Source organism: Pseudomonas sp. IT-P218, from assembly GCF_949767605.1.
GTDB lineage: Bacteria > Pseudomonadota > Gammaproteobacteria > Pseudomonadales > Pseudomonadaceae > Aquipseudomonas > Aquipseudomonas putida_AE.
In genome coordinates, this window is record NZ_CATKQQ010000011.1 from 1,001,722 (window position 1) to 1,026,071 (window position 24,350).

27 protein-coding genes are annotated in these 24,350 nt (G+C 60.8%); 23 read left to right on the forward strand and 4 right to left on the reverse strand.

The features are described 5' to 3' along the window. The first annotated feature begins 100 nt into the window (after positions 1 to 100). The 8 genes from fliL (at position 101) to flhB (ending at position 5,511) form a co-directional block, all read left to right on the forward strand. Positions 101 to 601, forward strand: coding sequence for a flagellar basal body-associated protein FliL (gene fliL, locus ACM6I6_RS11445; protein ID WP_414919900.1), 501 nt, complete (start codon positions 101 to 103; stop codon positions 599 to 601). A 9-nt stretch (positions 602 to 610) separates the two neighbouring features. Beyond that, the gene (fliM, locus tag ACM6I6_RS11450) at positions 611 to 1,579 is read left to right on the forward strand and encodes a flagellar motor switch protein FliM (RefSeq protein WP_020796965.1); all 969 of its coding nucleotides are present in this window, start codon (positions 611 to 613) and stop codon (positions 1,577 to 1,579) included. A 64-nt stretch (positions 1,580 to 1,643) separates the two neighbouring features. Then, complete coding sequence (gene fliN, locus ACM6I6_RS11455; RefSeq protein ID WP_274074854.1) at positions 1,644 to 2,102, forward strand: flagellar motor switch protein FliN; 459 nt, start codon at positions 1,644 to 1,646, stop codon at positions 2,100 to 2,102. Next, the gene (gene fliO, locus ACM6I6_RS11460; protein ID WP_414919901.1) at positions 2,103 to 2,555 is read left to right on the forward strand and encodes a flagellar biosynthetic protein FliO; all 453 of its coding nucleotides are present in this window, start codon (positions 2,103 to 2,105) and stop codon (positions 2,553 to 2,555) included. It begins immediately after the preceding gene. After that, the gene (fliP, locus tag ACM6I6_RS11465; protein ID WP_274074856.1) at positions 2,555 to 3,313 is read left to right on the forward strand and encodes a flagellar type III secretion system pore protein FliP; all 759 of its coding nucleotides are present in this window, start codon (positions 2,555 to 2,557) and stop codon (positions 3,311 to 3,313) included. The genes fliO and fliP overlap by 1 nt, the downstream gene beginning before the upstream one ends. After that, positions 3,310 to 3,579, forward strand: coding sequence for a flagellar biosynthesis protein FliQ (fliQ, locus tag ACM6I6_RS11470; protein WP_414919902.1), 270 nt, complete (start codon positions 3,310 to 3,312; stop codon positions 3,577 to 3,579). The genes fliP and fliQ overlap by 4 nt, the downstream gene beginning before the upstream one ends. A 3-nt stretch (positions 3,580 to 3,582) precedes the next feature. Next, positions 3,583 to 4,368, forward strand: coding sequence for a flagellar biosynthetic protein FliR (gene fliR, locus ACM6I6_RS11475; RefSeq protein ID WP_046816912.1), 786 nt, complete (start codon positions 3,583 to 3,585; stop codon positions 4,366 to 4,368). 3 nt (positions 4,369 to 4,371) lie between these two features. Beyond that, on the forward strand, positions 4,372 to 5,511 hold the full coding sequence (gene flhB, locus ACM6I6_RS11480; protein ID WP_274074857.1) for a flagellar biosynthesis protein FlhB: 1,140 nt from the start codon (positions 4,372 to 4,374) through the stop codon (positions 5,509 to 5,511). A 142-nt stretch (positions 5,512 to 5,653) separates the two neighbouring features. Here flhB and ACM6I6_RS11485 read toward each other — a convergent pair whose 3' ends face one another. Both ACM6I6_RS11485 and ACM6I6_RS11490 read right to left on the reverse strand, forming a co-directional pair. Then, positions 5,654 to 5,809, reverse strand: a complete 156-nt coding sequence (locus ACM6I6_RS11485) for a hypothetical protein (protein ID WP_274074994.1) — start codon at positions 5,807 to 5,809, stop codon at positions 5,654 to 5,656. 13 nt (positions 5,810 to 5,822) lie between these two features. Continuing rightward, positions 5,823 to 6,848, reverse strand: a complete 1,026-nt coding sequence (locus ACM6I6_RS11490; protein ID WP_414919903.1) for an RHS repeat-associated core domain-containing protein — start codon at positions 6,846 to 6,848, stop codon at positions 5,823 to 5,825. A 315-nt stretch (positions 6,849 to 7,163) separates the two neighbouring features. Between ACM6I6_RS11490 and flhA the strand changes: the two genes are divergently transcribed. From flhA to ACM6I6_RS11565, 15 genes are all read left to right on the forward strand, one after another. Further along, positions 7,164 to 9,293: a flagellar biosynthesis protein FlhA gene (flhA, locus tag ACM6I6_RS11495; RefSeq protein ID WP_046819334.1), complete on the forward strand. Its 2,130-nt coding sequence runs from the start codon at positions 7,164 to 7,166 to the stop codon at positions 9,291 to 9,293. Positions 9,294 to 9,304: 11 nt separating this feature from the next. Next, positions 9,305 to 10,630, forward strand: a complete 1,326-nt coding sequence (flhF, locus tag ACM6I6_RS11500) for a flagellar biosynthesis protein FlhF (protein ID WP_274074860.1) — start codon at positions 9,305 to 9,307, stop codon at positions 10,628 to 10,630. A gap of 115 nt (positions 10,631 to 10,745) precedes the next feature. Beyond that, positions 10,746 to 11,576, forward strand: coding sequence for a flagellar synthesis regulator FleN (fleN, locus tag ACM6I6_RS11505; protein WP_007975361.1), 831 nt, complete (start codon positions 10,746 to 10,748; stop codon positions 11,574 to 11,576). Further along, positions 11,573 to 12,313 carry an RNA polymerase sigma factor FliA gene (gene fliA / locus ACM6I6_RS11510; RefSeq protein WP_008055347.1) on the forward strand — a complete coding sequence of 247 codons (741 nt, stop codon included), beginning with the start codon at positions 11,573 to 11,575 and terminating at the stop codon, positions 12,311 to 12,313. The genes fleN and fliA overlap by 4 nt, the downstream gene beginning before the upstream one ends. A 166-nt stretch (positions 12,314 to 12,479) precedes the next feature. After that, positions 12,480 to 12,851, forward strand: a complete 372-nt coding sequence (locus tag ACM6I6_RS11515; protein WP_162488921.1) for a chemotaxis response regulator CheY — start codon at positions 12,480 to 12,482, stop codon at positions 12,849 to 12,851. Between the two features lie 19 nt (positions 12,852 to 12,870). Beyond that, complete coding sequence (locus ACM6I6_RS11520; RefSeq protein ID WP_414919904.1) at positions 12,871 to 13,659, forward strand: protein phosphatase CheZ; 789 nt, start codon at positions 12,871 to 12,873, stop codon at positions 13,657 to 13,659. Between the two features lie 52 nt (positions 13,660 to 13,711). Further along, on the forward strand, positions 13,712 to 15,970 hold the full coding sequence (locus ACM6I6_RS11525; protein WP_414919905.1) for a chemotaxis protein CheA: 2,259 nt from the start codon (positions 13,712 to 13,714) through the stop codon (positions 15,968 to 15,970). A 50-nt stretch (positions 15,971 to 16,020) separates the two neighbouring features. Further along, on the forward strand, positions 16,021 to 17,151 hold the full coding sequence (locus ACM6I6_RS11530) for a protein-glutamate methylesterase/protein-glutamine glutaminase (RefSeq protein WP_274074863.1): 1,131 nt from the start codon (positions 16,021 to 16,023) through the stop codon (positions 17,149 to 17,151). After that, positions 17,151 to 17,891 carry a flagellar motor protein gene (locus ACM6I6_RS11535; RefSeq protein WP_248677034.1) on the forward strand — a complete coding sequence of 247 codons (741 nt, stop codon included), beginning with the start codon at positions 17,151 to 17,153 and terminating at the stop codon, positions 17,889 to 17,891. Before ACM6I6_RS11530 ends, ACM6I6_RS11535 begins: the two co-directional genes overlap by 1 nt. A gap of 15 nt (positions 17,892 to 17,906) precedes the next feature. Next, positions 17,907 to 18,797 carry a flagellar motor protein MotD gene (gene motD, locus ACM6I6_RS11540; RefSeq protein ID WP_323609078.1) on the forward strand — a complete coding sequence of 297 codons (891 nt, stop codon included), beginning with the start codon at positions 17,907 to 17,909 and terminating at the stop codon, positions 18,795 to 18,797. 42 nt (positions 18,798 to 18,839) lie between these two features. After that, a complete protein-coding gene (locus ACM6I6_RS11545; RefSeq protein WP_274074865.1) occupies positions 18,840 to 19,628 on the forward strand; it encodes a ParA family protein in 789 nt (262 codons plus the stop codon). Between the two features lie 205 nt (positions 19,629 to 19,833). Then, positions 19,834 to 20,733, forward strand: coding sequence for a CheW domain-containing protein (locus ACM6I6_RS11550; protein WP_414919906.1), 900 nt, complete (start codon positions 19,834 to 19,836; stop codon positions 20,731 to 20,733). 42 nt (positions 20,734 to 20,775) lie between these two features. Further along, a complete protein-coding gene (locus ACM6I6_RS11555; RefSeq protein ID WP_007946765.1) occupies positions 20,776 to 21,261 on the forward strand; it encodes a chemotaxis protein CheW in 486 nt (161 codons plus the stop codon). After that, entirely contained in the window at positions 21,262 to 21,657 is a 396-nt protein-coding gene (locus ACM6I6_RS11560; protein ID WP_274074867.1) for a DUF2802 domain-containing protein, read from the forward strand. It abuts the gene before it with no gap. Positions 21,658 to 22,038: 381 nt separating this feature from the next. Beyond that, positions 22,039 to 22,308: a hypothetical protein gene (locus ACM6I6_RS11565; RefSeq protein WP_414919907.1), complete on the forward strand. Its 270-nt coding sequence runs from the start codon at positions 22,039 to 22,041 to the stop codon at positions 22,306 to 22,308. Between the two features lie 60 nt (positions 22,309 to 22,368). Here ACM6I6_RS11565 and ACM6I6_RS11570 read toward each other — a convergent pair whose 3' ends face one another. Together ACM6I6_RS11570 and ACM6I6_RS11575 are read right to left on the reverse strand one after the other, a co-directional pair. After that, positions 22,369 to 22,698, reverse strand: coding sequence for an EscU/YscU/HrcU family type III secretion system export apparatus switch protein (locus ACM6I6_RS11570; protein ID WP_414919908.1), 330 nt, complete (start codon positions 22,696 to 22,698; stop codon positions 22,369 to 22,371). Beyond that, a complete protein-coding gene (locus ACM6I6_RS11575) occupies positions 22,695 to 24,263 on the reverse strand; it encodes a flagellar hook-length control protein FliK (RefSeq protein ID WP_414919909.1) in 1,569 nt (522 codons plus the stop codon). Before ACM6I6_RS11575 ends, ACM6I6_RS11570 begins: the two co-directional genes overlap by 4 nt. Between the last annotated feature and the right edge of the window lie 87 nt (positions 24,264 to 24,350).

The following is a 24,350-nucleotide window of genomic DNA, read 5'->3' on the forward strand; positions in this document are numbered from 1 at the left end:
AGGAGCTGCCGCAGGCTGCGATCTTTTTTGTTTCTGGCATAACACTTGCTCTTGCCTTGCCGTGCGACTGTGAAAACCCGAATAGTGACGGATTATTGGCATGGCGAAGAGCGACGCAGCAGTAAAAGACCCCACAACCAAAGGCAAACTCAAGCTGATCATCTTGATCGTGGTGGCGCTGCTGCTGGCCATCGGCCTGTCCGTTGGGGCGACCTGGTACTTCATGCACAGCGCCCAGAACAAGCCTGCCGTCGAAGCTGAAACCGCCGCTTTGGGCAAGCAGCCAGCGGTGTTCGAGCCGATGGCCCCGGCGTTCGTCGCCAACTACACCCAGAACGGTCGCCAACGCTACATGCAAGTGAGCATCACCATGCTCGCGCGCAACCAGGCGGATCTGGACGCGCTCAAGGTGCACATGCCCGTGATCCGCAACAACCTGGTGATGCTGTTCTCCGGTCAGGATTTCGCGACCCTCGCCTCGCCGGTCGGCCAGGAAATGTTGCGCCAGAAGGCCACGGCCAGCGTCCAGGAAGTGGCGCAGAAAGAGCTCGGCAAAGTGGTGATCGAACAGTTGCTTTTCACTAATTTCGTACTGCAGTAGGAACACGACATGGCCGTGCAGGACCTGCTGTCCCAGGATGAGATCGACGCGCTGCTGCATGGCGTCGACGATGGTCTGGTACAGACCGATATCGCTGCCGAACCCGGCACCGTCAAGAGCTACGACCTGACCAGCCAGGATCGCATCGTCCGTGGACGCATGCCGACCCTGGAAATGATCAACGAGCGTTTTGCCCGCTACACGCGCATCAGCATGTTCAACATGCTGCGCCGCTCGGCAGACGTGGCGGTCGGTGGCGTGCAGGTGATGAAGTTCGGCGAATACGTGCACTCGCTGTACGTGCCGACCAGCCTCAACCTGGTCAAGATCAAGCCATTGCGCGGCACTGCGCTGTTCATCCTCGATGCCAAGCTGGTGTTCAAGCTGGTGGACAACTTCTTCGGCGGCGATGGCCGCCACGCCAAGATCGAAGGGCGTGAATTCACCCCGACCGAGCTGCGCGTGGTGCGCATGGTCCTGGAGCAGGCCTTCGTCGACTTGAAAGAAGCCTGGCAGGCGATCATGGAAGTGAACTTCGAGTACATCAACTCGGAAGTGAACCCGGCCATGGCCAACATCGTCGGCCCGAGCGAGGCCATCGTGGTGTCGACCTTCCACATCGAACTCGATGGCGGTGGCGGTGACCTGCACGTGACCATGCCTTACTCGATGATCGAGCCGGTGCGCGAAATGCTCGATGCCGGCTTCCAGTCCGATCTCGACGACCAGGACGAGCGTTGGGTCAACGCCTTGCGCCAGGACGTGATGGACGTCGACGTACCGATCAACGCCACGGTCGCCCGTCGCCAGTTGAAGCTGCGCGACATCCTGCACATGCAGCCGGGGGATGTGATCCCGGTGGACATGCAGGAAGAACTGGTCATGCGCGCCAACGGCGTGCCGGCCTTCAAGGTCAAGATGGGCTCGCACAAGGGCAACCTTGCGCTGCAGGTTATCGAGCCGATCGAGCGTCGTTGAGGCGGCGCCACTCCCCCTATTAATTGACTCTTCTGACTGAAGAGTTGTTCGCCGAGGACAAATGATGGCTGACCACATGAATACCCAGGACGACCAGGCGCTGGCCGATGAGTGGGCTGCGGCCCTGGAAGAAGCCGGTGACGCCGGCCAGGCCGATATCGACGCCTTGCTGGCCGCCGATGCGGGTCGTTCCTCGTCCAATCGCCTGCCTATGGAAGAATTCGGCAGCGTGCCGAGGAGCAACGAGCCGGTGAGCCTGGAAGGCCCGAACCTGGACGTGATCCTCGACATCCCGGTGTCGATCTCCATGGAAGTCGGCAGCACCGACATCAACATCCGTAACCTGTTGCAGCTCAACCAGGGCTCGGTCATCGAGCTCGATCGCCTGGCCGGTGAACCGCTGGACGTGCTGGTCAACGGCACCCTCATCGCCCATGGCGAAGTGGTGGTGGTCAACGAGAAGTTCGGCATCCGCCTGACCGACGTGATCAGCCCAAGCGAACGCATCAAGAAGCTGCGCTGAGTGAAAAGGCTTTTGGGATTGTTCTTGGGGCTGGCGCTGGTCTTGCCCTGCAGTGTGCTGGCCGCCGAGCCCGTCGCCAATGCCGCCGCCGCGCCTGTGGCCAGCAGCGGCGTGGCCGGGCAGTTGACACAACTGGTGTTTGGTTTGTTGCTGGTGCTGGGGCTGATTTTCTTCCTCGCCTGGCTCTTGCGCCGGGTACAACAGGCCGGGCCGGCGGGCAAGGGGCAGGTGATCGAGCTGATCGGTTCCCGCGCGCTGGGGCCCCGTGATCGCCTGATGCTGGTGCAGGTCGGCAACGAGCAGATCCTGCTCGGCCTGAGCCCGGGCACCATCACGGCGCTGCATGTGCTCAAGGAGCCGGTGCAGGTGCCGACCGCGACCGAAAAAGCCACCCCGGAGTTCGCCCAGCGCCTGATGGAGCTGATGGGCAAGGACCAGAAGGATAAGAAGTAATGGCTGCGCTGCGCATCATCCTGACGCTGGCCCTGATGCTGGCCGCGCCGCTGGCGATCGCCGCCGATCCATTGTCGATCCCGGCCATCACGCTCGGCACCAATGCCGAGGGCGCCCAGGAATATTCGGTCAGCCTGCAGATCCTGCTGATCATGACCGCGCTGAGTTTCATCCCGGCGTTCGTCATGCTGATGACCAGTTTCACCCGCATCATCATTGTCTTCTCGATCCTGCGCCAGGCCCTGGGCTTGCAGCAGACGCCGTCGAACCAGATCCTCACCGGCATGGCGCTGTTCCTCACCCTGTTCATCATGGCGCCGGTGTTCGACCGGGTGAACCAGGATGCCTTGCAGCCTTACCTCGCGGAAAAAATGACCGCCCAGGATGCCGTGGCCAAGGCCCAGGTGCCGATCAAGGACTTCATGCTGGCCCAGACGCGCACCAGTGACCTGGAGCTGTTCATGCGCCTGTCCAAGCGCACCGACATCGCCACGCCGGATCAGGCGCCGCTGACCATTCTGGTGCCGGCGTTCGTCACCTCGGAACTCAAGACCGCGTTCCAGATCGGCTTCATGATCTTCATCCCGTTCCTGATCATCGACCTGGTCGTGGCCAGTGTGCTGATGGCGATGGGCATGATGATGCTCTCGCCGCTGATCATTTCCCTGCCGTTCAAGATCATGCTGTTCGTGCTGGTCGATGGCTGGGCCCTGATCATCGGCACCCTGGCCAGCAGCTTCGGCGGTGTGTCGCCATGACGCCTGAAGTCGCCGTCGACATCTTTCGCGAAGCATTGTGGCTGACCACCCTGATGGTCGCGGTGCTGGTGATTCCGAGCCTGCTCGTGGGGCTGCTGGTGGCGATGTTCCAGGCCGCCACCCAGATCAACGAACAGACCTTGAATTTCCTGCCGCGCCTGCTGGTGATGCTGGTGACGCTGATCGTCGCCGGCCCCTGGCTGGTGCAGACCTTCATGGAATACATCCTGCAGTTGTACGGCAGCATTCCGCAGGTCATCGGCTAAGCCATGTCGTCGCTGCTGCAGCTGACCGATACCCAGATCAGCACCTGGGTGGCGACCTTCATGTTGCCGCTGTTTCGCGTCGGCGCCTTGCTGATGGTCATGCCGGTGTTCGGCACCGCCCTGGTGCCCAAGCGCATCCGCCTGTACTTCGCCCTGGCTATCACCGTGGTCATCGCCCCGGGCCTGCCGCCGATGCCGCCGGTGAATGCGCTGGACCTGAGCGGGCTGCTGCTGATTGCCGAGCAGATCCTCGTCGGCGCGATCCTGGGGTTCTCCCTGCAACTGTTCTTCCAGGCCTTCGTGGTGGCGGGGCAGATCGTCGCGATCCAGATGGGCATGGGTTTCGCCTCGATGGTCGACCCCACCAACGGCGTGTCGGTGGCAGTGATCGGACAGTTCTTCACCATGCTGGTGACGCTGCTGTTCCTCTCCATGAACGGCCACCTGGTGGTGTTCGAGGTGCTGACCGAGAGCTTCACCACGTTGCCGGTCGGTAGCGGCCTGATGGTCAACCACTACTGGGAGCTGGCCGGCAAGCTCGGTTGGGTGCTCGGCGCGGCGCTGCTGCTGGTGCTGCCGGCGATCACCGCGCTGCTGGTGGTCAACATCGCATTTGGCGTGATGACCCGGGCGGCGCCGCAACTGAACATTTTCTCCATCGGCTTCCCGCTGACCCTGGTGCTCGGCATGTTCATCCTCTGGGTCGGGCTGGCGGACATTCTCAACCAGTATCAACCGCTGGCTTCCGAGGCCCTGCAGTTTTTACGCGAACTGGCACAGGCGCGCTAAGGCATGGCTGAGAGCGAAAGCGGTCAGGACAAGACAGAAGACCCCACGGAGAAAAAGAAAAAGGACGCCCGTGAGAAAGGCGAGATCGCCCGTTCCAAGGAGCTCAATACCCTGGCGATCATGCTCGCCGGCGCCGGTGCGCTGCTGATCTTCGGGGGTGCCCTGGCCCAGGACATGATGGACCTGATGCGCCTGAATTTTTCCCTGTCCCGCGAGGTGGTGCTGGACCAGCGCGCAATGGGCACTTACCTGCTGCACTCGGGGCAGATCGCCTTGCTGGCGGTTCAACCGGTGATGATCACCTTGCTGCTGGCGGCGATCATCGGCCCGATTTCCCTTGGTGGCTGGCTGTTCTCCGCCGGCACCATGGCGCCCAAGTTCAGCCGCATGAACCCCGGTGCGGGGCTCAAGCGCATGTTCTCGGCCAAGGCCCTGACCGAACTGCTCAAGGCCTTGGCCAAGTTCTTCATCGTCCTGTTCGTGGCCCTGGCGGTGTTGACGGCGGACATCGACGACCTGCTGCGCATCGCCCACGAACCCCTGGACCGCGCCATCACCCACAGTCTGCAAGTGGTCGGCTGGAGCACCCTGTGGATGGCCTGCGGGCTGATCATCATCGCCGCCGTCGACGTGCCGATCCAGATCTGGGAAAGCATCAAGAAGCTGAAGATGACCAAGCAGGAAATCCGCGACGAGCACAAGGACCAGGAAGGGCGGCCGGAAGTCAAGCAACGGATCCGCCAGCTGCAGCGCGAAATGTCCCAGCGCCGGATGATGGCGGCGGTGCCCGATGCCGACGTGGTCATCACCAACCCGACCCACTACGCCGTGGCCCTCAAGTACGACCCGGACAAGAGCGGGGCGCCCATGCTGATCGCCAAGGGCAGCGACTTCCTGGCCCTGAAAATCCGTGAAATCGCGGCGGCCAACGAAATCCTTCTGCTGGAATCGCCGGCGCTGGCGCGGTCGATCTATTACTCCACCGAACTTGAGCAGGAAATCCCTGGCGGCCTGTACCTCGCCGTCGCCCAGGTACTGGCCTACGTGTACCAGATTCGCCAATACCGCGCGGGCAAGGGCAAGCGCCCGGATCCGCTAAAAGATGACCTGCCGATCCCGCCGGATTTGCGTCGCGATTCCTGATAACCCCATTCAGCCAACACACAAAACCCTGTGGGAACGGACTTGCCCGCGAAGGCGGAGTGTCAGGCACCATCAATGCCTCTGACACACCCTCTTCGCGAGCAAGCCCGCTCCCACTGGTCTTGCGCCATGACTGAATCCGTCACTGCCCCAGCGGATCGGTATTATCCAGCGCACGACTCACTGCCAGTTCCGCCAGCATGATGATCTGCTGAAACCCCAGCATCGTATTGCGTTGCGACGTATGTTTAAAGTCGAAAAGATCGCGAAACCTCTGTCTCAATTCTCCACCAAACATCTGTCCCTTTCGTTTACCTTTGTCCCCTTCTTAGCCAATCGGGTAAAGAAATCTCTCCGCGTTCTTGCGCTTGCCTTACTGAGGTCATCACGCTTGCATGTTCTGTTCTTGTTATTCTTGAGAACTCTTCTTCTGTCTGTAGTCGATTCGGTCTAGCTGGATGTGTTGTTGTCTCCAAAGAATTCTGACGATTATGTATATCGTCAAAAGACCGATTGGACGTTCGTCTATTGGAGGTTTGTGTGTTGAGAGGGGTTGAAGTTCTTGCTTCGGTAACAATTTGTGCATCGCCAACAAATGGTGCGTTGGTTGGGTGTTGTATTGGGACGATTTTTGCTTCTGGTATAATTTTTTTTGTGGAAGTGTTTTCAGTTAGCGAAAGAAGTCCGTTCGTTTTTGAGTGTGGTATTGGTAAGTTAGCAGTGAGAGGGGGCATGAGTGCGTTGGTTTTTCTGGTTGCCTTTAACCAGCGTAAAGCCAATGACCTGACCCGTAACACTATCGCAAAGTGACCTGTAGGATCTGACTCGTTAATCGGCTCTCCTGCACAATACGCATACGAATTCAATCCACCCTTGTCAAACGGACTCAAACTGTCCGGACTATTAAAGCGCATCAAAAACGGATTAAACGCTCGATACCCATTCCCTAACAAATACCAACCGGTCACTCGATCCGGCCGCTCTCCGTTGAATCCAAGGAGGGTAAATAACCCGTTCCCGGCAGGGCGGTGGCCATAGGGTGAATAGGCGATGGGTCGTTGGGGTTGATTGGTCTTGAGCGTCTGCAACACCGAGCGCTGCTGATCAGTGGTCAGGAGTGTGGTATCGAGTGAACCGCCTTCCTTTTGCTGTTGCGCCAGCAGTTGGTCGCTGTGCTGAAATACCGAATACCGGTTCGCACCCTGAATCTCGGTGGCCAGTCGGCTTTTGCAATAAAAGCGCTGGTGCTCGGGCTCGTTTGGCAGTTCGTTGCTCGTCAGGCGGTCAAGCGCATCGTAGCTATATCGACAGAGCAGGGTTTCGCGTGGGGTTGCCATGTATGGACGCCTCGAAAGGTCGAAGGACTTGCGCCGAGTATCAGCGATTATGCAACGGGCGGGTACTAGCAGAACTGATAGGTTCGCCGTTGTAAGGTCGTGCGATACACGGACTGAAGATCAAAAGATCGCAGCCTTCGGCAGCTCCTACAGGGGTACTCCGAGCCTCTGTAGGAGCTGCAGAAGGCTGCGATCTTTTTGCTTGCGCAAACCTCTATTTCAAACCTGCGCAAAAGTTGGAAAGCTTCTTGCAGTGCCCACCCCGCGCCCGCTTCTGGCGTCAAAAGTTTTGCTTCAAAGGAACGGGGAATACCGGTGGATCGCTCTCAGTTAATCAACAGTGCCCGCACGAACATGGCAGACCTCAGTCGAGGCAATCTGGGCGTGCCGCTGTTGCTGCTGGTCATGTTGGCGATGATGATGTTGCCGATGCCGCCGTTCCTGCTCGACGTGTTTTTCACCTTCAACATTGCCCTGTCGATCGTCGTGCTGTTGGTCTGCGTCTACGCCTTGCGGCCGCTGGATTTTGCGGTGTTCCCGACCATCCTGCTGGTGGCGACGTTGTTGCGCCTGGCTTTGAACGTTGCGTCAACCCGGGTGGTGATGCTCCACGGCCAGGACGGCCATGCTGCCGCGGGCAAGGTGATCCAGGCCTTTGGCGAGGTGGTGATCGGCGGTAACTACGTGGTCGGTATCGTGGTGTTCGCAATTTTGATGATCATCAACTTCGTCGTGGTGACCAAGGGTGCCGGGCGGATTTCCGAGGTGAGCGCGCGGTTCACCCTCGATGCGATGCCCGGCAAGCAGATGGCCATCGACGCCGACCTCAACGCCGGCCTGATCGACCAGAACCAGGCCAAGGCGCGGCGTTCGGAAGTGGCCCAGGAGGCCGAGTTCTACGGCTCCATGGACGGTGCCAGCAAGTTCGTGCGCGGTGACGCCATCGCCGGCCTGCTGATTCTGTTCATCAACCTGATCGGCGGCATGGCGGTCGGTATCTTCCAGCACAACATGTCCTTCGCCGATGCCGGCAAGGTGTACGCGCTGCTGACCATCGGTGACGGTTTGGTGGCGCAATTGCCATCACTGTTGTTATCCACAGCGGCGGCGATCATGGTGACCCGTGCTTCGGGCTCCGAAGACATGGGCAAGCAGATCAACCGGCAGATGTTCGCATCGCCCAAGGCGCTGGCGGTGTCGGCCGGCCTGATGGCGGTGATGGGGCTGGTGCCGGGCATGCCGCACTTCTCCTTCCTGTCCATGGCCGCCCTGGCCGCCGGTGGCGCGTACCTGTTCTGGAAAAAACAGAACACCGCCAAGGTGCAGGCCCTGCAAGAGGTCAAGCGTCAGCAGGAACTGCTGCCATCGCCGGCCCGCGCCCAGGAAACCAAGGAGCTGGGCTGGGATGACGTGACGCCGATCGACATGATCGGCCTGGAAGTGGGCTATCGCTTGATTCCGCTGGTGGACCGCAACCAGGGCGGGCAATTGCTGGCGCGGATCAAGGGCGTGCGCAAAAAGTTGTCCCAGGACCTGGGTTTCCTGATGCCCACGGTGCACATCCGCGACAACCTCGACCTGGCGCCGAGCGCCTATCGCCTGACCTTGATGGGGGTGATCCTGGCCGAGGCGGAGATTTACCCGGATCGCGAGCTGGCGATCAATCCGGGGCAGGTCTACGGCACGCTAAATGGCATAACCGCCAAAGATCCGGCTTTCGGCCTGGAGGCGGTGTGGATCGAAATCAGCCAGCGCGCCCAGGCGCAATCGCTTGGTTATACCGTGGTCGATGCCAGTACCGTGGTGGCCACGCACCTGAACCAGATCTTGTACAAGCACTCCAGCGAGCTGATCGGCCACGAAGAAGTCCAGCAACTCATGCAATTGCTGGCGAAAAACTCGCCGAAACTGGCCGAAGAGCTGGTGCCGGGCGTGCTGTCGCTGTCGCAATTGCTCAAGGTCCTGCAAGCGCTGTTGGCCGAACAGGTGCCGGTACGCGACATTCGCAGCATTGCCGAAGCCATCGCGAACAACGCCAACAAGAGTCAAGATACCGCCGCGCTGGTGGCTGCGGTGCGCGTCGGCGTATCCCGCGCCATCGTGCAAAGCATTGTAGGCACTGACTCCGAGCTACCAGTGATCACGCTGGAGCCAAGGTTGGAACAGATATTGCTCAATAGTCTGCAGAAGGCAGGGCAAGGCTCGGAAGAGGGCGTCCTGCTGGAGCCAAGCATGGCTGAGAAGCTGCAACGCTCGTTGATCGATGCGGCGCAGCGGCAGGAGATGCAAGGTCAACCGGTGATTCTGCTGGTGGCCGGTCCGGTTCGCGCGATGCTCTCGCGATTTGGCCGGCTCGCAGTCCCGGGTTTGCACGTGTTGGCGTATCAGGAAATCCCTGACAACAAGCAAGTGACCATCGTTGCGACAGTAGGGCCCAACGGCTGAGGTAGTGGTTTATGCAAGTTAAGCGTTTTTTCGCCGCCGATATGCGTCAGGCCATGAAGCTGGTTCGTGATGAGCTGGGCGCCGATGCCGCCATCATTGGCAACCGGCGCATCGCCGGTGGTGTCGAGCTGATGGCTGCCCTGGATTACAAGCTGTCGGCGCTGGCACCGCGTGTGCCGAACGTGGAGCTCGAGGACGAGCTGCGCAAGACCCAGTCGCGGATCGTCACCGCCCAGGCCGAATTGAGCCTGCGGGGCGAGGGCGAGAGCGACAAGGGCACCAATCGCCAGTTGTTTGCCGGCCTGCCGTTGACCGCTGCCGAACCGCTGATCGAACCGACCCTGGCCGAGCCACCGCGACCTGCCCCGGCCCCTGCGCCGGCGGCCGGTCTCGATACGCGGGCCTTCGATTCGATGCGATCGGAACTCAACAGCCTGCGTGAACTGATGGAAGTGCAGCTCGGTTCCCTCGCCTGGAACCAGCTGCAGGGCAGCCGCCCGGCCCAGGCGAACCTGTGGCGTCGCCTGCAGCGCATCGGCCTGTCCGGTCCGTTGTCGCGGGACCTGCTGGCACTGGTCAGCGAAATTGAAGAACCCCGTCAGGCCTGGCGCATGTTGCTGGCGCACCTGGCGCGGATGATCGCCACCCCGGAAGTGGAACCGCTGGAAGAGGGCGGCGTGATTGCCATGGTCGGCCCGGCCGGCATGGGCAAGACCACCACCCTGGCCAAGCTGGCTGCGCGTTACGTGCTCAAGTACGGCGCTCAGAACATTGCCCTGGTAAGCATGGACAGCTTCCGCATCGGAGCCCAGGAACAGCTCAAGACCCTCGGGCGGATCCTCAATGTGCCGGTGACCCACGTCGATCCGGGCCAGTCGCTGGTCCAGGCGCTGGACCCGTTGCTGCGCAAGCGCGTGGTGCTGATCGATACCGCCGGCCTGCAAGCCAGCGACCCGGCCCTGCGCATGCAGCTCGAAAGCCTGGCCAGTCGCGGCATCCGCTCAAAAAATTATCTGGTCCTGGCAACCACCAGCCAGAAACAGGTTCTAACCGCCGCTTATCACAGTTACAAGCGTTGTGGGCTCGCTGGCTGCATCCTGACTAAACTGGATGAAACGGCAAGTCTGGGCGAGGTGTTGAGCCTGGCCATCAGCCATGAATTGCCGGTGGCCTACCTGACCGACGGTCCGCGGATTCCAGATGATCTGCATCTGCCGCGCCGTCATCAACTGGTCAGTCGGGCCGTCAGCGTGCAAATGCAGGAAGAACCCAGCGAAGAAGCCATGGCTGACATGTTCGCTGATATCTATCACAGCCCGACCAAGCAGGTTGGCTGAGGTAACAATGAATAGTTTTTGTACCTACATCGATGGCCTGCCATGCATTGTTCCGGTTGTGAACGCGCAGCCAGTTATGTGGCCCCGTCTATGCAGAACAAGGTAAAGAAATAACATGGGCAGCATGCATCCTGTACAGGTGATCGCGGTGACCGGCGGCAAAGGTGGCGTCGGCAAAACTAACGTGTCAGTGAACTTGTCCCTGGCTTTGGCTGAGCTCGGCCGGCGCGTCATGCTGCTGGACGCTGACCTGGGCCTGGCGAACGTCGACGTTCTGTTGGGGCTGACACCCAAACGTACCCTGGCCGACGTGATCGAAGGCCGCTGTGAGCTGCGCGACGTGCTGTTGCAGGGCCCCGGCGGCATCCGCATCGTGCCGGCCGCGTCCGGCACCCAGAGCATGGTTCATTTGAGCCCGGCCCAGCACGCCGGCCTGATCCAGGCCTTCAGTGACATTGGCGACAACCTCGACGTGCTGGTGATCGACACCGCCGCGGGCATTGGCGAGTCGGTGGTCAGTTTCGTGCGCGCGGCCCAGGAGGTGTTGCTGGTGGTCTGCGACGAGCCGACCTCGATCACTGACGCCTACGCCTTGATCAAGTTGCTCAACCGCGATTACGGCATGAACCGTTTCCGCGTGCTGGCGAACATGGCGCAGAGCCCGCAGGAAGGGCGCAACCTGTTCGCCAAGTTGACCAAGGTCACCGATCGCTTCCTCGACGTCGCCCTGCAATATGTCGGCGCGGTGCCTTACGACGAAAGCGTGCGCAAGGCTGTGCAGAAGCAGCGCGCCGTCTACGAAGCCTTCCCGCGCTCCAAGTGCTCGCTGGCGTTCAAGGCGATCGCGCAGAAGGTCGACACCTGGCCGCTGCCCGCCAACCCGCGTGGGCACCTGGAATTTTTCGTCGAGCGCCTCGTGCAACAAACGGCAGGACCCGTGCTATGACCGCAAGCGGTTACAACCTCTACAAGGCATCGGCGCGTAACGCGCAGTACGAGCTGATCGAGCGTTACGCGCCGCTGGTTAAACGCATTGCCTATCACTTGCTGGCGCGTCTGCCGGCCAGTGTCCAGGTGGAAGACCTGATCCAGGCCGGGATGATTGGCCTGTTGGAAGTATCGACCAAATACGACGCCAGCAAAGGCGCGAGTTTCGAGACCTACGCGGGCATCCGTATCCGCGGCGCCATGCTCGATGAAGTGCGCAAGGGCGATTGGGCGCCGCGTTCGGTGCATCGCAATACGCGGATGGTCAGCGACGCGATCCGCACAATTGAAGCTAAAACCGGGCGTGACGCTAAAGATCACGAGGTTGCGGCCGAACTCCAATTGAGCCTTGACGATTATTACGGAATTTTGAACGACACCCTGGGCAGCCGCCTGTTCAGTTTCGACGACCTGTTGCAGGACGGCGAACACGAAGGGCTGCACGAGGACGGCGCGAGTGCGCATCTGGAACCGTCGCGCGATCTGGAAGATGAACGCTTCCAGGCGGCGCTGGCCGATGCGATCGCCAATTTGCCGGAGCGCGAGCGCCTGGTGTTGGCGCTGTACTACGACGAAGAGTTGAATCTCAAGGAAATCGGCGAGGTCCTGGGGGTCAGCGAATCCCGGGTCAGCCAGTTACACAGCCAGTGCGCGGCCCGCTTGCGGGGGCGTCTGGGAGAGTGGCGAGCGCGCTGAAGGCAGTGTGGGGGCACTGCGACTTGGCTGGTGGGGTGATGAACCGCGCCGGTCTCGATCCGTTGTACTCCAGACAGTCATCGAGTGTTTCGCCAGTTTGATTGAAATGGCGCGTCCAGGTGCTGGGCGCGTTTTAGTCTGCTTGGAGGTCGAATTGGACAAGAACATGAAAATCCTCATCGTTGATGACTTCTCAACGATGCGGCGGATCATTAAAAACCTGTTGCGTGACCTTGGGTTCACCAACACGGTCGAGGCCGACGATGGCACTAGCGCCATTCCGGTACTCAACAGCGGGAGCATCGACTTTCTGGTGACGGACTGGAACATGCCTGGCATGACCGGTATCGATCTGCTGCGCCACGTGCGCGCCGATGAAAGGCTCAAGCACCTGCCAGTGCTGATGGTGACCGCCGAAGCCAAGCGCGAGCAGATCATCGAAGCAGCCCAGGCCGGTGTAAACGGCTATGTGGTCAAACCCTTCACGGCCCAGGCGTTGAAAGAAAAAATCGAGAAGATTTTCGAACGCATCGGTTGAACTGCGCCACGGGGGAGCTATGGGGCATAACGAATCATCCCAGGGCGATTTTGAATCGACCCTGAAAAAACACGCCGTCGAATTGGTCGAGAGCCTTGAAAAGGGCAGGTTCGGCGATGCTGTGCAATTGATCCATGAGCTCAACCAGACCCGTGACCGTGGCCTGTATCAGGAAGTGGGCAAGCTCACCCGCGAGCTGCATAGCGCGATCGTCAATTTCCAGATTGACCCGCACATGCCGCAAGCCGAGGAAGTCTCACAGATCACCGACGCCACCGAGCGCCTGGGGTATGTGGTCAAGCTGACCGAAGCCGCCGCCAACCGCACCATGGACCTGGTGGAAAACGCCACGCCGCTGGTCAACAGCTTGGCTGAAGAAGCCCAGGGCCTGAGTGCCGACTGGGGACGGTTCATGCGGCGCGAAGTCGGCGCTGAAGAGTTTCGTGAACTGGCCCGGCGCGTCGACGGCTTCCTGACGCGCAGCAACACGGACAACCGCGCGGTGTCGAGCAACCTCAACGACATTCTGCTCGCCCAGGATTACCAGGACCTTACCGGCCAGGTGATCAAGCGCGTGACCCAGCTGGTCACCGAAGTGGAAAGCAACCTGCTCAAGCTCGTGCTGATGGCCAGTCAGGTGGACCGCTTTGCGGGCATCGAACATGACCGTGCGGCAATGCTTGCAGAAAAAGATCCACAAAAACATCTCTCGAAGGGTGAAGGTCCGCAGATTCATGCCGATAAAAGAGAAGACGTTATGTCCGGTCAGGACGATGTGGACGATTTGTTATCCAGTCTAGGATTCTAAAATTTTTAGCATTCTAGGTTTTGGGTTTTTAGACCTTTAGGAGCACCCCCTGATGAGCTTCGGCGCCGATGAAGAGATCCTTCAGGATTTCCTGGTTGAGGCCGGCGAGATTCTAGAGCAACTGTCCGAGCAACTGGTCGAGCTGGAAAGCCGTCCGGATGATGCGGACTTGCTCAATGCAATTTTTCGCGGTTTTCACACTGTAAAAGGGGGCGCCGGCTTCCTCCAGCTCAACGAGCTGGTGGAGTGCTGCCACATCGCCGAGAACGTGTTCGACATCCTGCGCAAGGGCGAACGCCGCGTCGACTCGGAATTGATGGACGTGGTCCTCGAAGCGCTGGACGCCGTGAACAGCATGTTCGGCGAAGTGCGCGAGCGGTGTCCGGTCACGGCTGCAACACCTGAACTGCTGGCGGCCCTGGCGCGCCTGGCCGAGCCGCAATCGGCTGAGGAGGTGGCTGCTGTACCTGCAGCGGCAGTGGTCGAAGCACCTGAAGCCGATTCCGGCGATATTACCGATAACGAATTCGAGCAGTTGCTGGACTCGCTGAACGCCGTCAAGGCCCAGGCCGAGGCGCCAGCGATTGCGCCAGCACCGGCCAGCGAAGTGCCTGCCAGCGACGAAATCACCGACGCCGAGTTCGAGTCGTTGCTCGATCAGCTGCACGGCAAGGGCAAGTTCGCCGTCGATGCAGTGGCCCCGGCGCCCGTCGCGCCGTCAGAGCCGAAACCCGCTGGCGATAGCTCGGACATCACCGACGAAGAATTCGAAGCCTTGCTCGACCAACTGCACGGCAAGGGCAACTTTGCGGTAGAGGCCCTGGAGTCGGCCATCGCATCGGTGCCTGCACCGGCAGCGCCCACCGCAGCGGCGGCCGGCAGCGACCTGATCAGCGATCATGAATTCGAAGCCCTGCTCGATGAATTGCACGGCAAAGGCAAGTTCAGCGAAGTGGGCACCGCGACAGCGGCGAACAGCTCGAGCGCCTCGGTAGCTGCTCCGGCCGCCAAGGTGGTTGCACCCAAGCCCGTGGCCAAGGCGCCCGAAGCGAAAGCCGAAGCGCCGGCACCCGTTGCCGTCGCTGCACCGGCTGCGGCCCGTGCCCACGCCGCGCCACCCGCGGAAAAACCGGCCAGCGAAGCCGAGACCACCGTGCGGGTCGATACCGCGCGGCTGGACGAGATCATGAACATGGTCGGCGAGCTGGTGCTGGTGCGTAACCGCCTGGTGCGCCTGGGTGCCAACAGCGCCGACGAAGCCATGTCCAAGGCCGTGTCGAACCTCGACGTGGTCACGGCCGACCTGCAGACCGCGGTCATGAAGACGCGCATGCAACCGATCAAGAAAGTCTTCGGACGTTTCCCGCGCCTGGTTCGCGACCTGGCACGCCAGCTCAAGAAAGAGATCAACCTGGAGCTGGTCGGCGAAGACACCGACCTCGACAAGAACCTGGTCGAAGCCCTGGCCGACCCGCTGGTCCACCTGGTGCGCAACGCGGTCGATCACGGCATCGAATCGCCGGAAGAACGCGAAGCCTCGGGCAAGGCCCGTGGCGGCAAGGTGATCCTGGCGGCCGAGCAGGAAGGCGATCACATCCTGTTGTCGATCTCCGACGACGGCAAGGGCATGGACCCGAACGTCCTGCGTGCCATCGCCGTTAAACGCGGTGTGATGGACAAGGACGCGGCCGACCGCCTGAGCGATACCGAGTGCTACAACCTGATTTTCGCCCCGGGCTTCTCGACCAAGACCGAGATCTCCGACGTGTCGGGTCGCGGGGTGGGCATGGACGTGGTGAAAACCAAGATCTCCCAGCTCAACGGCTCGATCAACATCTACTCGGCCAAGGGCCAGGGCTCGAAGATCGTCATCAAGGTGCCGCTGACCCTGGCGATCATGCCGACCCTGATGGTCATGCTCGGCAACCAGGCGTTCGCCTTCCCGCTGGTGAACGTCAACGAGATATTCCACCTCGACCTGTCGCGCACCAACGTGGTGGACGGCCAGGAAGTGGTGATCGTGCGCGACAAGGCACTGCCGTTGTTCTACCTCAAGCGCTGGCTGGTCAGCTCCGCCGCTCACGAAGAGCAGCGCGAAGGCCACGTGGTGATCCTTTCGGTGGGCACCCAGCGGATCGGCTTTGTCGTCGACCAGCTGGTGGGCCAGGAAGAAGTGGTCATCAAGCCATTGGGCAAAATGCTCCAGGGAACCCCGGGGATGTCGGGCGCCACCATTACCGGTGACGGCCGCATCGCGCTGATTCTCGATGTTCCGAGCATGCTCAAGCGTTACGCCACACGGCGTATTTGATTCTGGCGCGGCGGTGCGACTGATGCCCTGCTGCGTCTAATGGAGTGTTTATGGCAGTCAAGGTCCTGGTGGTGGACGATTCGGGGTTTTTCCGCCGCCGCGTCTCGGAAATTCTTTCAGCGGATGTGAATATCCAGGTCGTCGGCACGGCGACCAACGGCAAAGAGGCGATCGATCAGGCGCTGGCCCTCAAGCCGGACGTGATCACCATGGACTACGAGATGCCAATGATGGATGGCATCACCGCGGTACGGCACATCATGCAGCGCTGCCCGACCCCGGTGCTGATGTTTTCCTCGCTGACCCATGAAGGCGCCCGGGTCACCCTGGACGCGCTGGATGCCGGCGCGGTGGACTTCCTGCCGAAGAACTTCGAAGACATCTCGCGCAACCCCGAGAAGGTCAAGCAACTGCTGTGCGAGAAGATTCTCAGCATCTCGCGCAGCAATCGTCGAGTCAGCAGTTACAGTGCGCCGGCACCGGTGGCCGCGCCGGCGCAGGCGCCAACGCCTGCGAGCACCATTGGTTATGGCAGCAGCGCGCCTGTGCGTCAGGCACCTGCTCCGATCCCGACTCGTGCACCTGCGCACCCCCCGTCCTCGCCAGCGCCAAAACGCAAAGCCTACAAACTGGTCGCCATCGGTACGTCCACCGGCGGCCCGGTTGCCCTGCAGCGGGTATTGACCCAGTTGCCAGCCAACTTTCCGGCCCCCATCGTCTTGGTCCAGCACATGCCGGCGGCCTTCACCAAGGCGTTCGCCGAACGCCTGGACAAGCTCTGCCGGATCCACGTCAAGGAAGCCGAGGACGGCGACATCCTGCGTCCGGGCCTGGCGTTGTTGGCGCCCGGTGGCAAGCAGATGATGGTCGACGGCCGGGGCGCGGTGAAAATCCTCCCGGGCGACGAGCGCTTGAACTACAAGCCGTGCGTGGACATCACCTTCGGTTCGGCTGCCAAGTCCTACGGCGACAAAGTTCTGGCGGTGGTACTGACCGGCATGGGCGCCGACGGCCGCGAAGGCGCGCGCCTGCTCAAGCAGAGCGGCAGTTCGATCTGGGCCCAGGATGAAGCCAGCTGCGTGATCTACGGCATGCCCATGGCGATCGTCAAAGCCGAACTGGCCGACGCGGTGTATGCACTGGATGACATCGGCCGGCACATCGTCGAGGCCTGTGTCTGATGGATGTTCTGAGTCTCATCGGCATCATCATGGCGTTCGTCGCCATCATTGGTGGCAACTACCTTGAAGGCGGCCATATCGGCGCGCTGGCCAACGGTCCGGCCGCGTTGATCGTGCTGGGCGGGACCATTGGCGCGGCGTTGCTGCAGTCGCCCATGAGCGCCTTCAAACGGGCCATGCAGATCCTCGCGTGGATCCTGTTTCCGCCACGGGTCGACCTGGCCGGCGGCATCGATCGCGTCGTCAACTGGAGCCTGACCGCCCGCAAGGAAGGCCTGCTCGGGCTGGAAGGGGTGGCCGACGCCGAACCCGACAGTTACTCGCGCAAAGGCTTGCAATTGCTGGTCGATGGCGCCGAGCCGGAAGCGATCCGCAGCATTCTCGAGGTGGATTTCTACACCCAGGAAAGCCGCGACATCGAAGCCGCCAAGGTTTTCGAAAGCATGGGCGGTTATGCGCCGACCATCGGCATCATCGGTGCGGTGATGGGCCTGATTCATGTGATGGGCAACCTGGGGGATCCGTCCCAGTTGGGCAATGGCATCGCCGTGGCATTCGTCGCCACCATCTATGGCGTGGCCAGTGCCAACCTGGTGTTGCTGCCGATTGCCGCCAAGCTCAAGTCCATCGCGTTGCGCCAGTCGCGTTATCGCGAAATGTTGCTGGAAGGAATCCTGTCGATCGCCGAAGGTGAAAACCCACGCTCGATCGAGTTGAAGCTCCAGGGCTTCATGGATTGATGGGGGTAATGGACTATGGCTCGTCGTCGTCAACATGATGAACATGTAAACCATGAGCGTTGGCTCGTGTCCTACGCCGACTTCATCACCTTGCTGTTCGCCTTCTTCGTGGTGATGTACTCGATCTCCTCGATCAACGAAGGCAAGTACAAAGTCATTTCCGAGGCATTGATCGGCGTCTTCACCGACACCGATCGCGCGCTCAAGCCAATCCCCATTGGCGACGAGCGGCCAAAAACCGTGACCCCGGCCAAGCCGCTGGTCAAGGACAGTGACCAGGTCGATGCCGGTGTCTCGGGTGCCAGCGATCCGCTCAAAAGCATCGCCGACGACATCAGCGCGGCCTTCGGCGACCTGATCAGTTCCAATCAGATGACCGTGCGCGGCAACGAGTTGTGGGTGGAGATCGAACTCAATTCCAGCCTGTTGTTCGGCAGCGGCGATGCCATGCCCAGCGACATTGCCTTCAACATCATCGACAAGGTCGCGGCGATCCTGAAACCGTTCGACAACCCGATCCACGTCGAGGGTTTCACCGACGACCAACCGATCCGCACCTCGCAGTACCCCACCAACTGGGAACTGTCTTCGGCGCGCTCGGCCAGCATCGTTCGGATGCTGGCGATGCAGGGGGTCAATCCCGGTCGCCTGGCGTCGGTGGGGTATGGCGAGTTTCAGCCGGTGGCCAACAACGCCACGGCCGAGGGCCGGGCGCGCAACCGTCGCGTGGTGCTGGTGGTGTCGCGCAACCTCGACGTGCGCCGCAGCCTCACCGCGACCGGCGCGGCCAATGCACAACCGGATGCCGCCTTGAAGCGTGCTGGCACACAAACTGCACCGACCAAGGTCAAGTCGCCGGTAGGGGAGAACGCCGTCAATTCTCCGTCACCCGCATTAACACGTTGAGCTAATTCTCGGCCGAGCCGTTGGGCCGGGAGGAACAATCGAATGAGAGTCTGGGCAGTCGCCAATCAAAAGGGTGGTGTCGGTAAAACCACTTCCTCCATCGCTTTAGCCGGGTTGCTGGCCGAGGCGGGCAAGCGCGTGGTCGTGGTCGATCTCGACCCCCATGGCTCCATGACCAGCTATTTCGGTTACGACCCCGACAGCCTGGAACACAGCAACTACGACCTGTTCCTGCATAAAGGCAGCGTGCCCCAGGGCCTGCCGGGCCAGTTGTTGCTGCCCACCAGTCACGAATCCATTTCCCTGTTGCCCTCGAGCACCGCGTTGGCCACCCTCGAACGCCAGTCGCCGGGCCAGAGTGGCCTGGGCCTGGTGATCGCCAAGAGCCTGGCGCAGTTGTGGCAGGACTTCGATTACGCCGTGATCGACAGCCCGCCGTTGCTCGGGGTGCTGATGGTCAATGCGTTGGCAGCGAGCCAGCAACTGGTGATCCCGGTGCAGACCGAACACCTGGCGGTCAAAGGCCTGGAGCGCATGGTCAACACCCTGGCGATGATCAATCGTTCGCGCAAGCAGGCCTTGCCGTTCACCATCGTGCCCACCCTGTTCGACCGCCGCACCCAGGCGTCCCTCAGTACACTGCGGGTGGTGCGCGACAAGTTTCCGCAAGAGATCTGGCAAGGCTACATCCCGGTCGACACGCGCCTGCGCGATGCCAGCCGGGCGGGTCTGACGCCTTCCCAATTCGACGGCAAAAGCCGTGGCGTCGTCGCCTACCGCGCATTGCTCAAGCACCTGCTGGCGGCGCAACTCGTTGCGCAGGTGGCATAAGAATGAGCCCGATCCCTGTAGGAGCAAGCTTGCTCGCGACGGTCGTCAACGATAACGCTGGAAACCGGTCACCACGCGTCGCTCTTGCTCCTGTAGGAGCAAGCTTGCTCGCGATGGTCGTCAACGATAACGCTCGAAACCTGGCACCCCGCGTCGCTCTCGGGTTCTTCGCGAGCAAGCTCGCTCCTACAATGAGGGTGTGTCAGTGAATCGGCCGGTAAAGATCACCTCACGTCCACAACTGGCACTGCAGTCGTATCTGGACAGCCTGCTGCAAGAAGTCACCGAGGAACTCTCGGCGGAAATCGAAGCAGCGCCGGAAGTCGTCGAAGCCGAGTCTGCGCTCGACGAATTCCAGGCCGCAGTGCTCGAAGAGCAGGCCCGGGATGCACCGAAGGGCGCCGCCCCGGACGTTGCGCCTGTGGTAGCTGTGGCGAAGCCCGCTGTGGCCGTGATCGAAGCGTCGCCACCGGTCCTGACGCCGGTATCGACCATCGCGCCCTTGCTGCAAGCCCTGGTACCGCCGCCCGTCGAAGTGCATCAAGCCCTGGTGCCTCCAGTCGTCGAAGTGCATCTGCCACCTGCCAGCACGCCGCCACCGGCAGAAACCGACGGTCGTCCGGCCTGGGCGGCCGAACCCTTCGAATGCCTGTTGTTCGATGTCGCCGGGCTGACCCTGGCGGTGCCGCTGGTGTGCCTGGGTTCGATCTATCCACTGGCCGGTCATGAGCTGACGTCGTTGTTCGGACAGCCGGACTGGTTCCTCGGCATCCTGCCGAGCCAGGCAGGCAACCTCAAGGTCCTGGACACGGCCCGTTGGGTCATGCCCGATCGCTACCGCGAGGACTTCAAGCAGGGCTTGCAATACGTGATCTCCGTCCAGGGCTACGAGTGGGGGCTGGCGGTGCATCAGGTCAGTCGCTCGTTGCGCCTGGACCCGAACGAAATCAAATGGCGCAGCCACCGTGGCCAACGGCCATGGCTGGCGGGCACGGTGATAGAGCACATGTGTGCCTTGCTCGATGTATCCGAACTGGCCGAGTTGATCGCCAGCGGTGGGGCCAGGCACATGGGCGGCAGCAAGCCGACCCACAAAACTACATAACAGAACAACACCGCCAGGGCGGTTTCTTGAGGGGATCAGGGTATGAATGACAAGGCAACGGCGGCAAAGGGTTCCGAAGATCCGATCCTGCAATGGGTAACCTTCAAGCTGGACAATGAAACCTACGGCATCAACGTGATGCGCGTCCAGGAAGTCCTGCGCTACACCGAAATAGCCCCCGTACCGGGTGCCCCGAGCTACGTGCTGGGCATCATCAACCTGCGCGGCAACGTGGTCACCGTGATCGACACCCGCCAGCGCTTCGGCCTGATGAACGCCGAAATCAGCGACAACACCCGCATCGTTATCATCGAAGCCGACAAGCAAGTGGTCGGGATCATGGTCGACAGCGTGGCCGAAGTGGTTTACCTGCGTCAGTCGGAAATCGAGACGGCACCGAACGTCGGTAACGAAGAGTCCGCCAAGTTCATTCAAGGCGTGTGCAACAAGAACAACGAACTGCTGATCCTGGTCGAACTGGACAAGATGATGAGCGAAGAAGAATGGTCGGATCTGGAGAATATCTGATTGATCCTCGAGGTAGCGGTCATTGTCCTGTTCCTGTTATGGGCAGGCACGCTGGCAATGTTTCTGTCTTACGTGCGCGGTCAGAAGCTGATCGCGGCACAACAGGCCCAGGGCGATGCGCAGCGTGACCAGCGCATCAAGGACCTGGGCCGGCGCGTCGATAATTACCAGAACGGCAACGTGAGCATGGGCGAAGACCTGCATGAACTTCGCGCGCTCGTCGCGCCCTTGCCGGACAGACTGGCCCGTCTGGAACAGCGCGATCCGGCGAGCCTGTCGTTTGAACAGGCGGCGAAACTGGTCGGGATGGGCGCCAGCGTCGACGAACTGACCCAGTCCTGCGGCCTGACCAAGGCCGAGGCGGAGTTGATGAGCAAGTTGCACAAGAGCAGCTAGCAGCTTCTAGCGGCAAGCCTCAAGCAAAAGATCGCAGCCTTCGGCAGCTCCTACAGGGGCTTACATTCACCTGTAGGAGCTGCCGAAGGCTGCGATCTTTTCGTTTTTATCGGGAGTTTAGGTAAACGCATCCCCCTGTAGGAGCTGGCTTGCCAGCGAAGACAATCTAAAGATCACCGTAATATATGATTTTTTGAAAGGCCAAAATACTTCAATAGCTATGTCAGCTTGTTAGTTCGGGCTTAAAACAGCGCTCTTGAAACGTGAATCCTGGTACTTTTAACAGTTGTGTCGTTGTGTCGAAAACTCTAATTTGAATTCGATCCTGCTTGGCAAGCGTGATCACTAATGTGTGAAATTTCGATTTCAAGGAGTTGTCGCATGGAACAGCAGCAAAATCGTCATACCGGAATAATTGCGTCTTTTGAATTGGAGCATCCAGGTTGGCCAGTCATAACGCCAGCGGCGAAAGGAACGGTCCGATCCGCACTTGATAATAATCTATACGACCTTCGCGGAAGTGACTTCAAGGGCATGGAACATTTGTTACCCCTTGTAGGTATGCGTATTTCTTTTGTTCTAGTCAGGTGGAATGACGGTAAAGAAACCGCGGGTGATATTCGACTGGAAGACCGTGGGAACAATGCCTGATTCAGGTATTACCATAAATCGTTGTGCCGGCTGCCTCTCCAAGTGAGGGCAGTCAGCATTTCAATAATCATCTCCCCGCTCAGATATATCGCGTTCCACTCTCACTGCATCCAGATCCTGCCCCTCCGGAAACTTCCCCTTCAAATTCCACGAAAACGCAATAATCTCGGCAATCGTCAGATAAAGCTCCTGCGGAATACTGTCCCCCAACTCCATCCGCGCCAGCAGGCTCACCAGTTCGGAGTTCTCATAGATCGGCACTTCACAGTCGCGGGCGATGCGCAGGATTTCTTCGGCCAGTTCTTCGTCGCCCTTGGCGGTGAGGGTCGGGGCGTGGGTGCCGTCGTATTTGAGGGCGATGGCCTGGCGTGGGGCGTTGGGGTTTTTCATGCGTTTTCGTCGACCCAGCGTTGTTCGAGGCGGGTTTGTGGACCTTGGGGCGGTTTGCCGAGGTGGCAGTCGAGATCGCCGACGTTCAGGCCTGCCGCCAGCATGCGTTGGCGCAGGGCCGCCAGGTTGCTTTCGATCAGGCTGGCGGTGTAGGCGCGTTCGGCCCACAACTGGCTGCTGAGGCTGCCCTGGATCAGCTGTGCCTGTACCTGCAACGGGCCGAGCGGCTCCATGTCGAACGCCAGTTCGATGCGCCAGAGTTGTTGTTTGGGCGCGCGTTCTTCGGGGCGTTCCTTGGGTTGTTCTCTTTCGTGGGCCTCCTCGCGTTGGAACTTGACCTGCAACGGCACGATGTCCTGCAGGTTGCGCATCGGGATCTCCAATTGCCAGGTAACCATCAAGCGCCCGTCCGAGGTGACGCCGGTTTGCTCCAGGCTGGACAGCTGGTGACTTTGCAGGCGGGAAACCGCTGCGGCGGCCAGGCGCAGCAGGTGTTCCAGATCGTCTTCGCCTTCGGCGCCTTGCAATAGCCGTTCAGGCAGCGGAAACCCGCTCGGCGACGGCTTTGCGTTGACTTGGCCGAGCATGCCCAAGGCATTGCGTACAAAACTCGGCATGGCCTGGGCCAGGGTGTTGCCAGCGATGATCGCGCTGAGGTGGGTGCCGGCTGGAAGCGCGGAGGACAATTGGCCGATCAGTTTGAGCAGGTCGCCTTTCATGTCCGGCGCCAGGTTCTGCCCGCCCAGCAGTTTTGCTTCGAGGAATGCGCCGCTGCTGGCCAGCGCCTGGGCCAGGCCTTTGGCGCTGCTCAATTGCTGCAGGTCGGGCAGGCCCGCAAGCAATCGGTCCACGGCCGCGCGCAGGTCGCCGGAGGTCTGGTCCGAAGCCGGCAGGTTTTGCAGCAGTTTGAGCAAGCCGTCCAGCGAGCCCTGGCGGCTTTGCTGGCTGAGCAGTTGCTGGGTCACGGCCAATTGTTCCTGGCGGCTGCTCAAGGGCACGAACTTCAAGGTCTGGGCGTCTTGCACCTGGGCGCTGAGCAAGGTACCGATGCGCAACGGCTGCGCGCTGTCGATGCTCAGCGTGCTGCCGCTCAGCGCGGTGTTGAGCAGACTGACCATCGAGCGAAACACCGCGGGTTGCCCCGGCACTTGTGGCAGCACCTGAGAAGTCAGCACCTTACCCTGCACCAAGGTGCCGACCGGCATTTGCGCCGTGTCGAGGCGGGTGAGGGTGGCGACGCTGGCGGCGAGAGCTTGCTGTACGGTGACCGCCAGGTTGCCCGCCGAAGGTTGGGTGACTGCGACGCTGGTGCCTTGGGCCAAGGGTTGGTTGCTGAGGGCCTGAAGCGTGGTCTGCCGGCCGCTTTCGAGGGTGAGCTTGAGCAGCAATTGAAACGCCTGGTCCGCCTGCTTGAGCGACAGCACTTCGGCCTTGGCGGTCTGGCCGGCGCTGATCAGGCCCTCCATCGGCGTCAACAGCTTGAGCAGTTCGCCGTTGACCGCCTGCGGGCGTGCGGTCGCCGGGGCGGCCTGCGGTAGCGGGAGGATGTTCATTTCGCCTGTCATACGCGGTCACAACCTTGGGAAATTGCACGCTTGAGAGTAGGAAATGGCATGTATAATGCCGCTCCGTTGTATACAGATTGCGCTAAA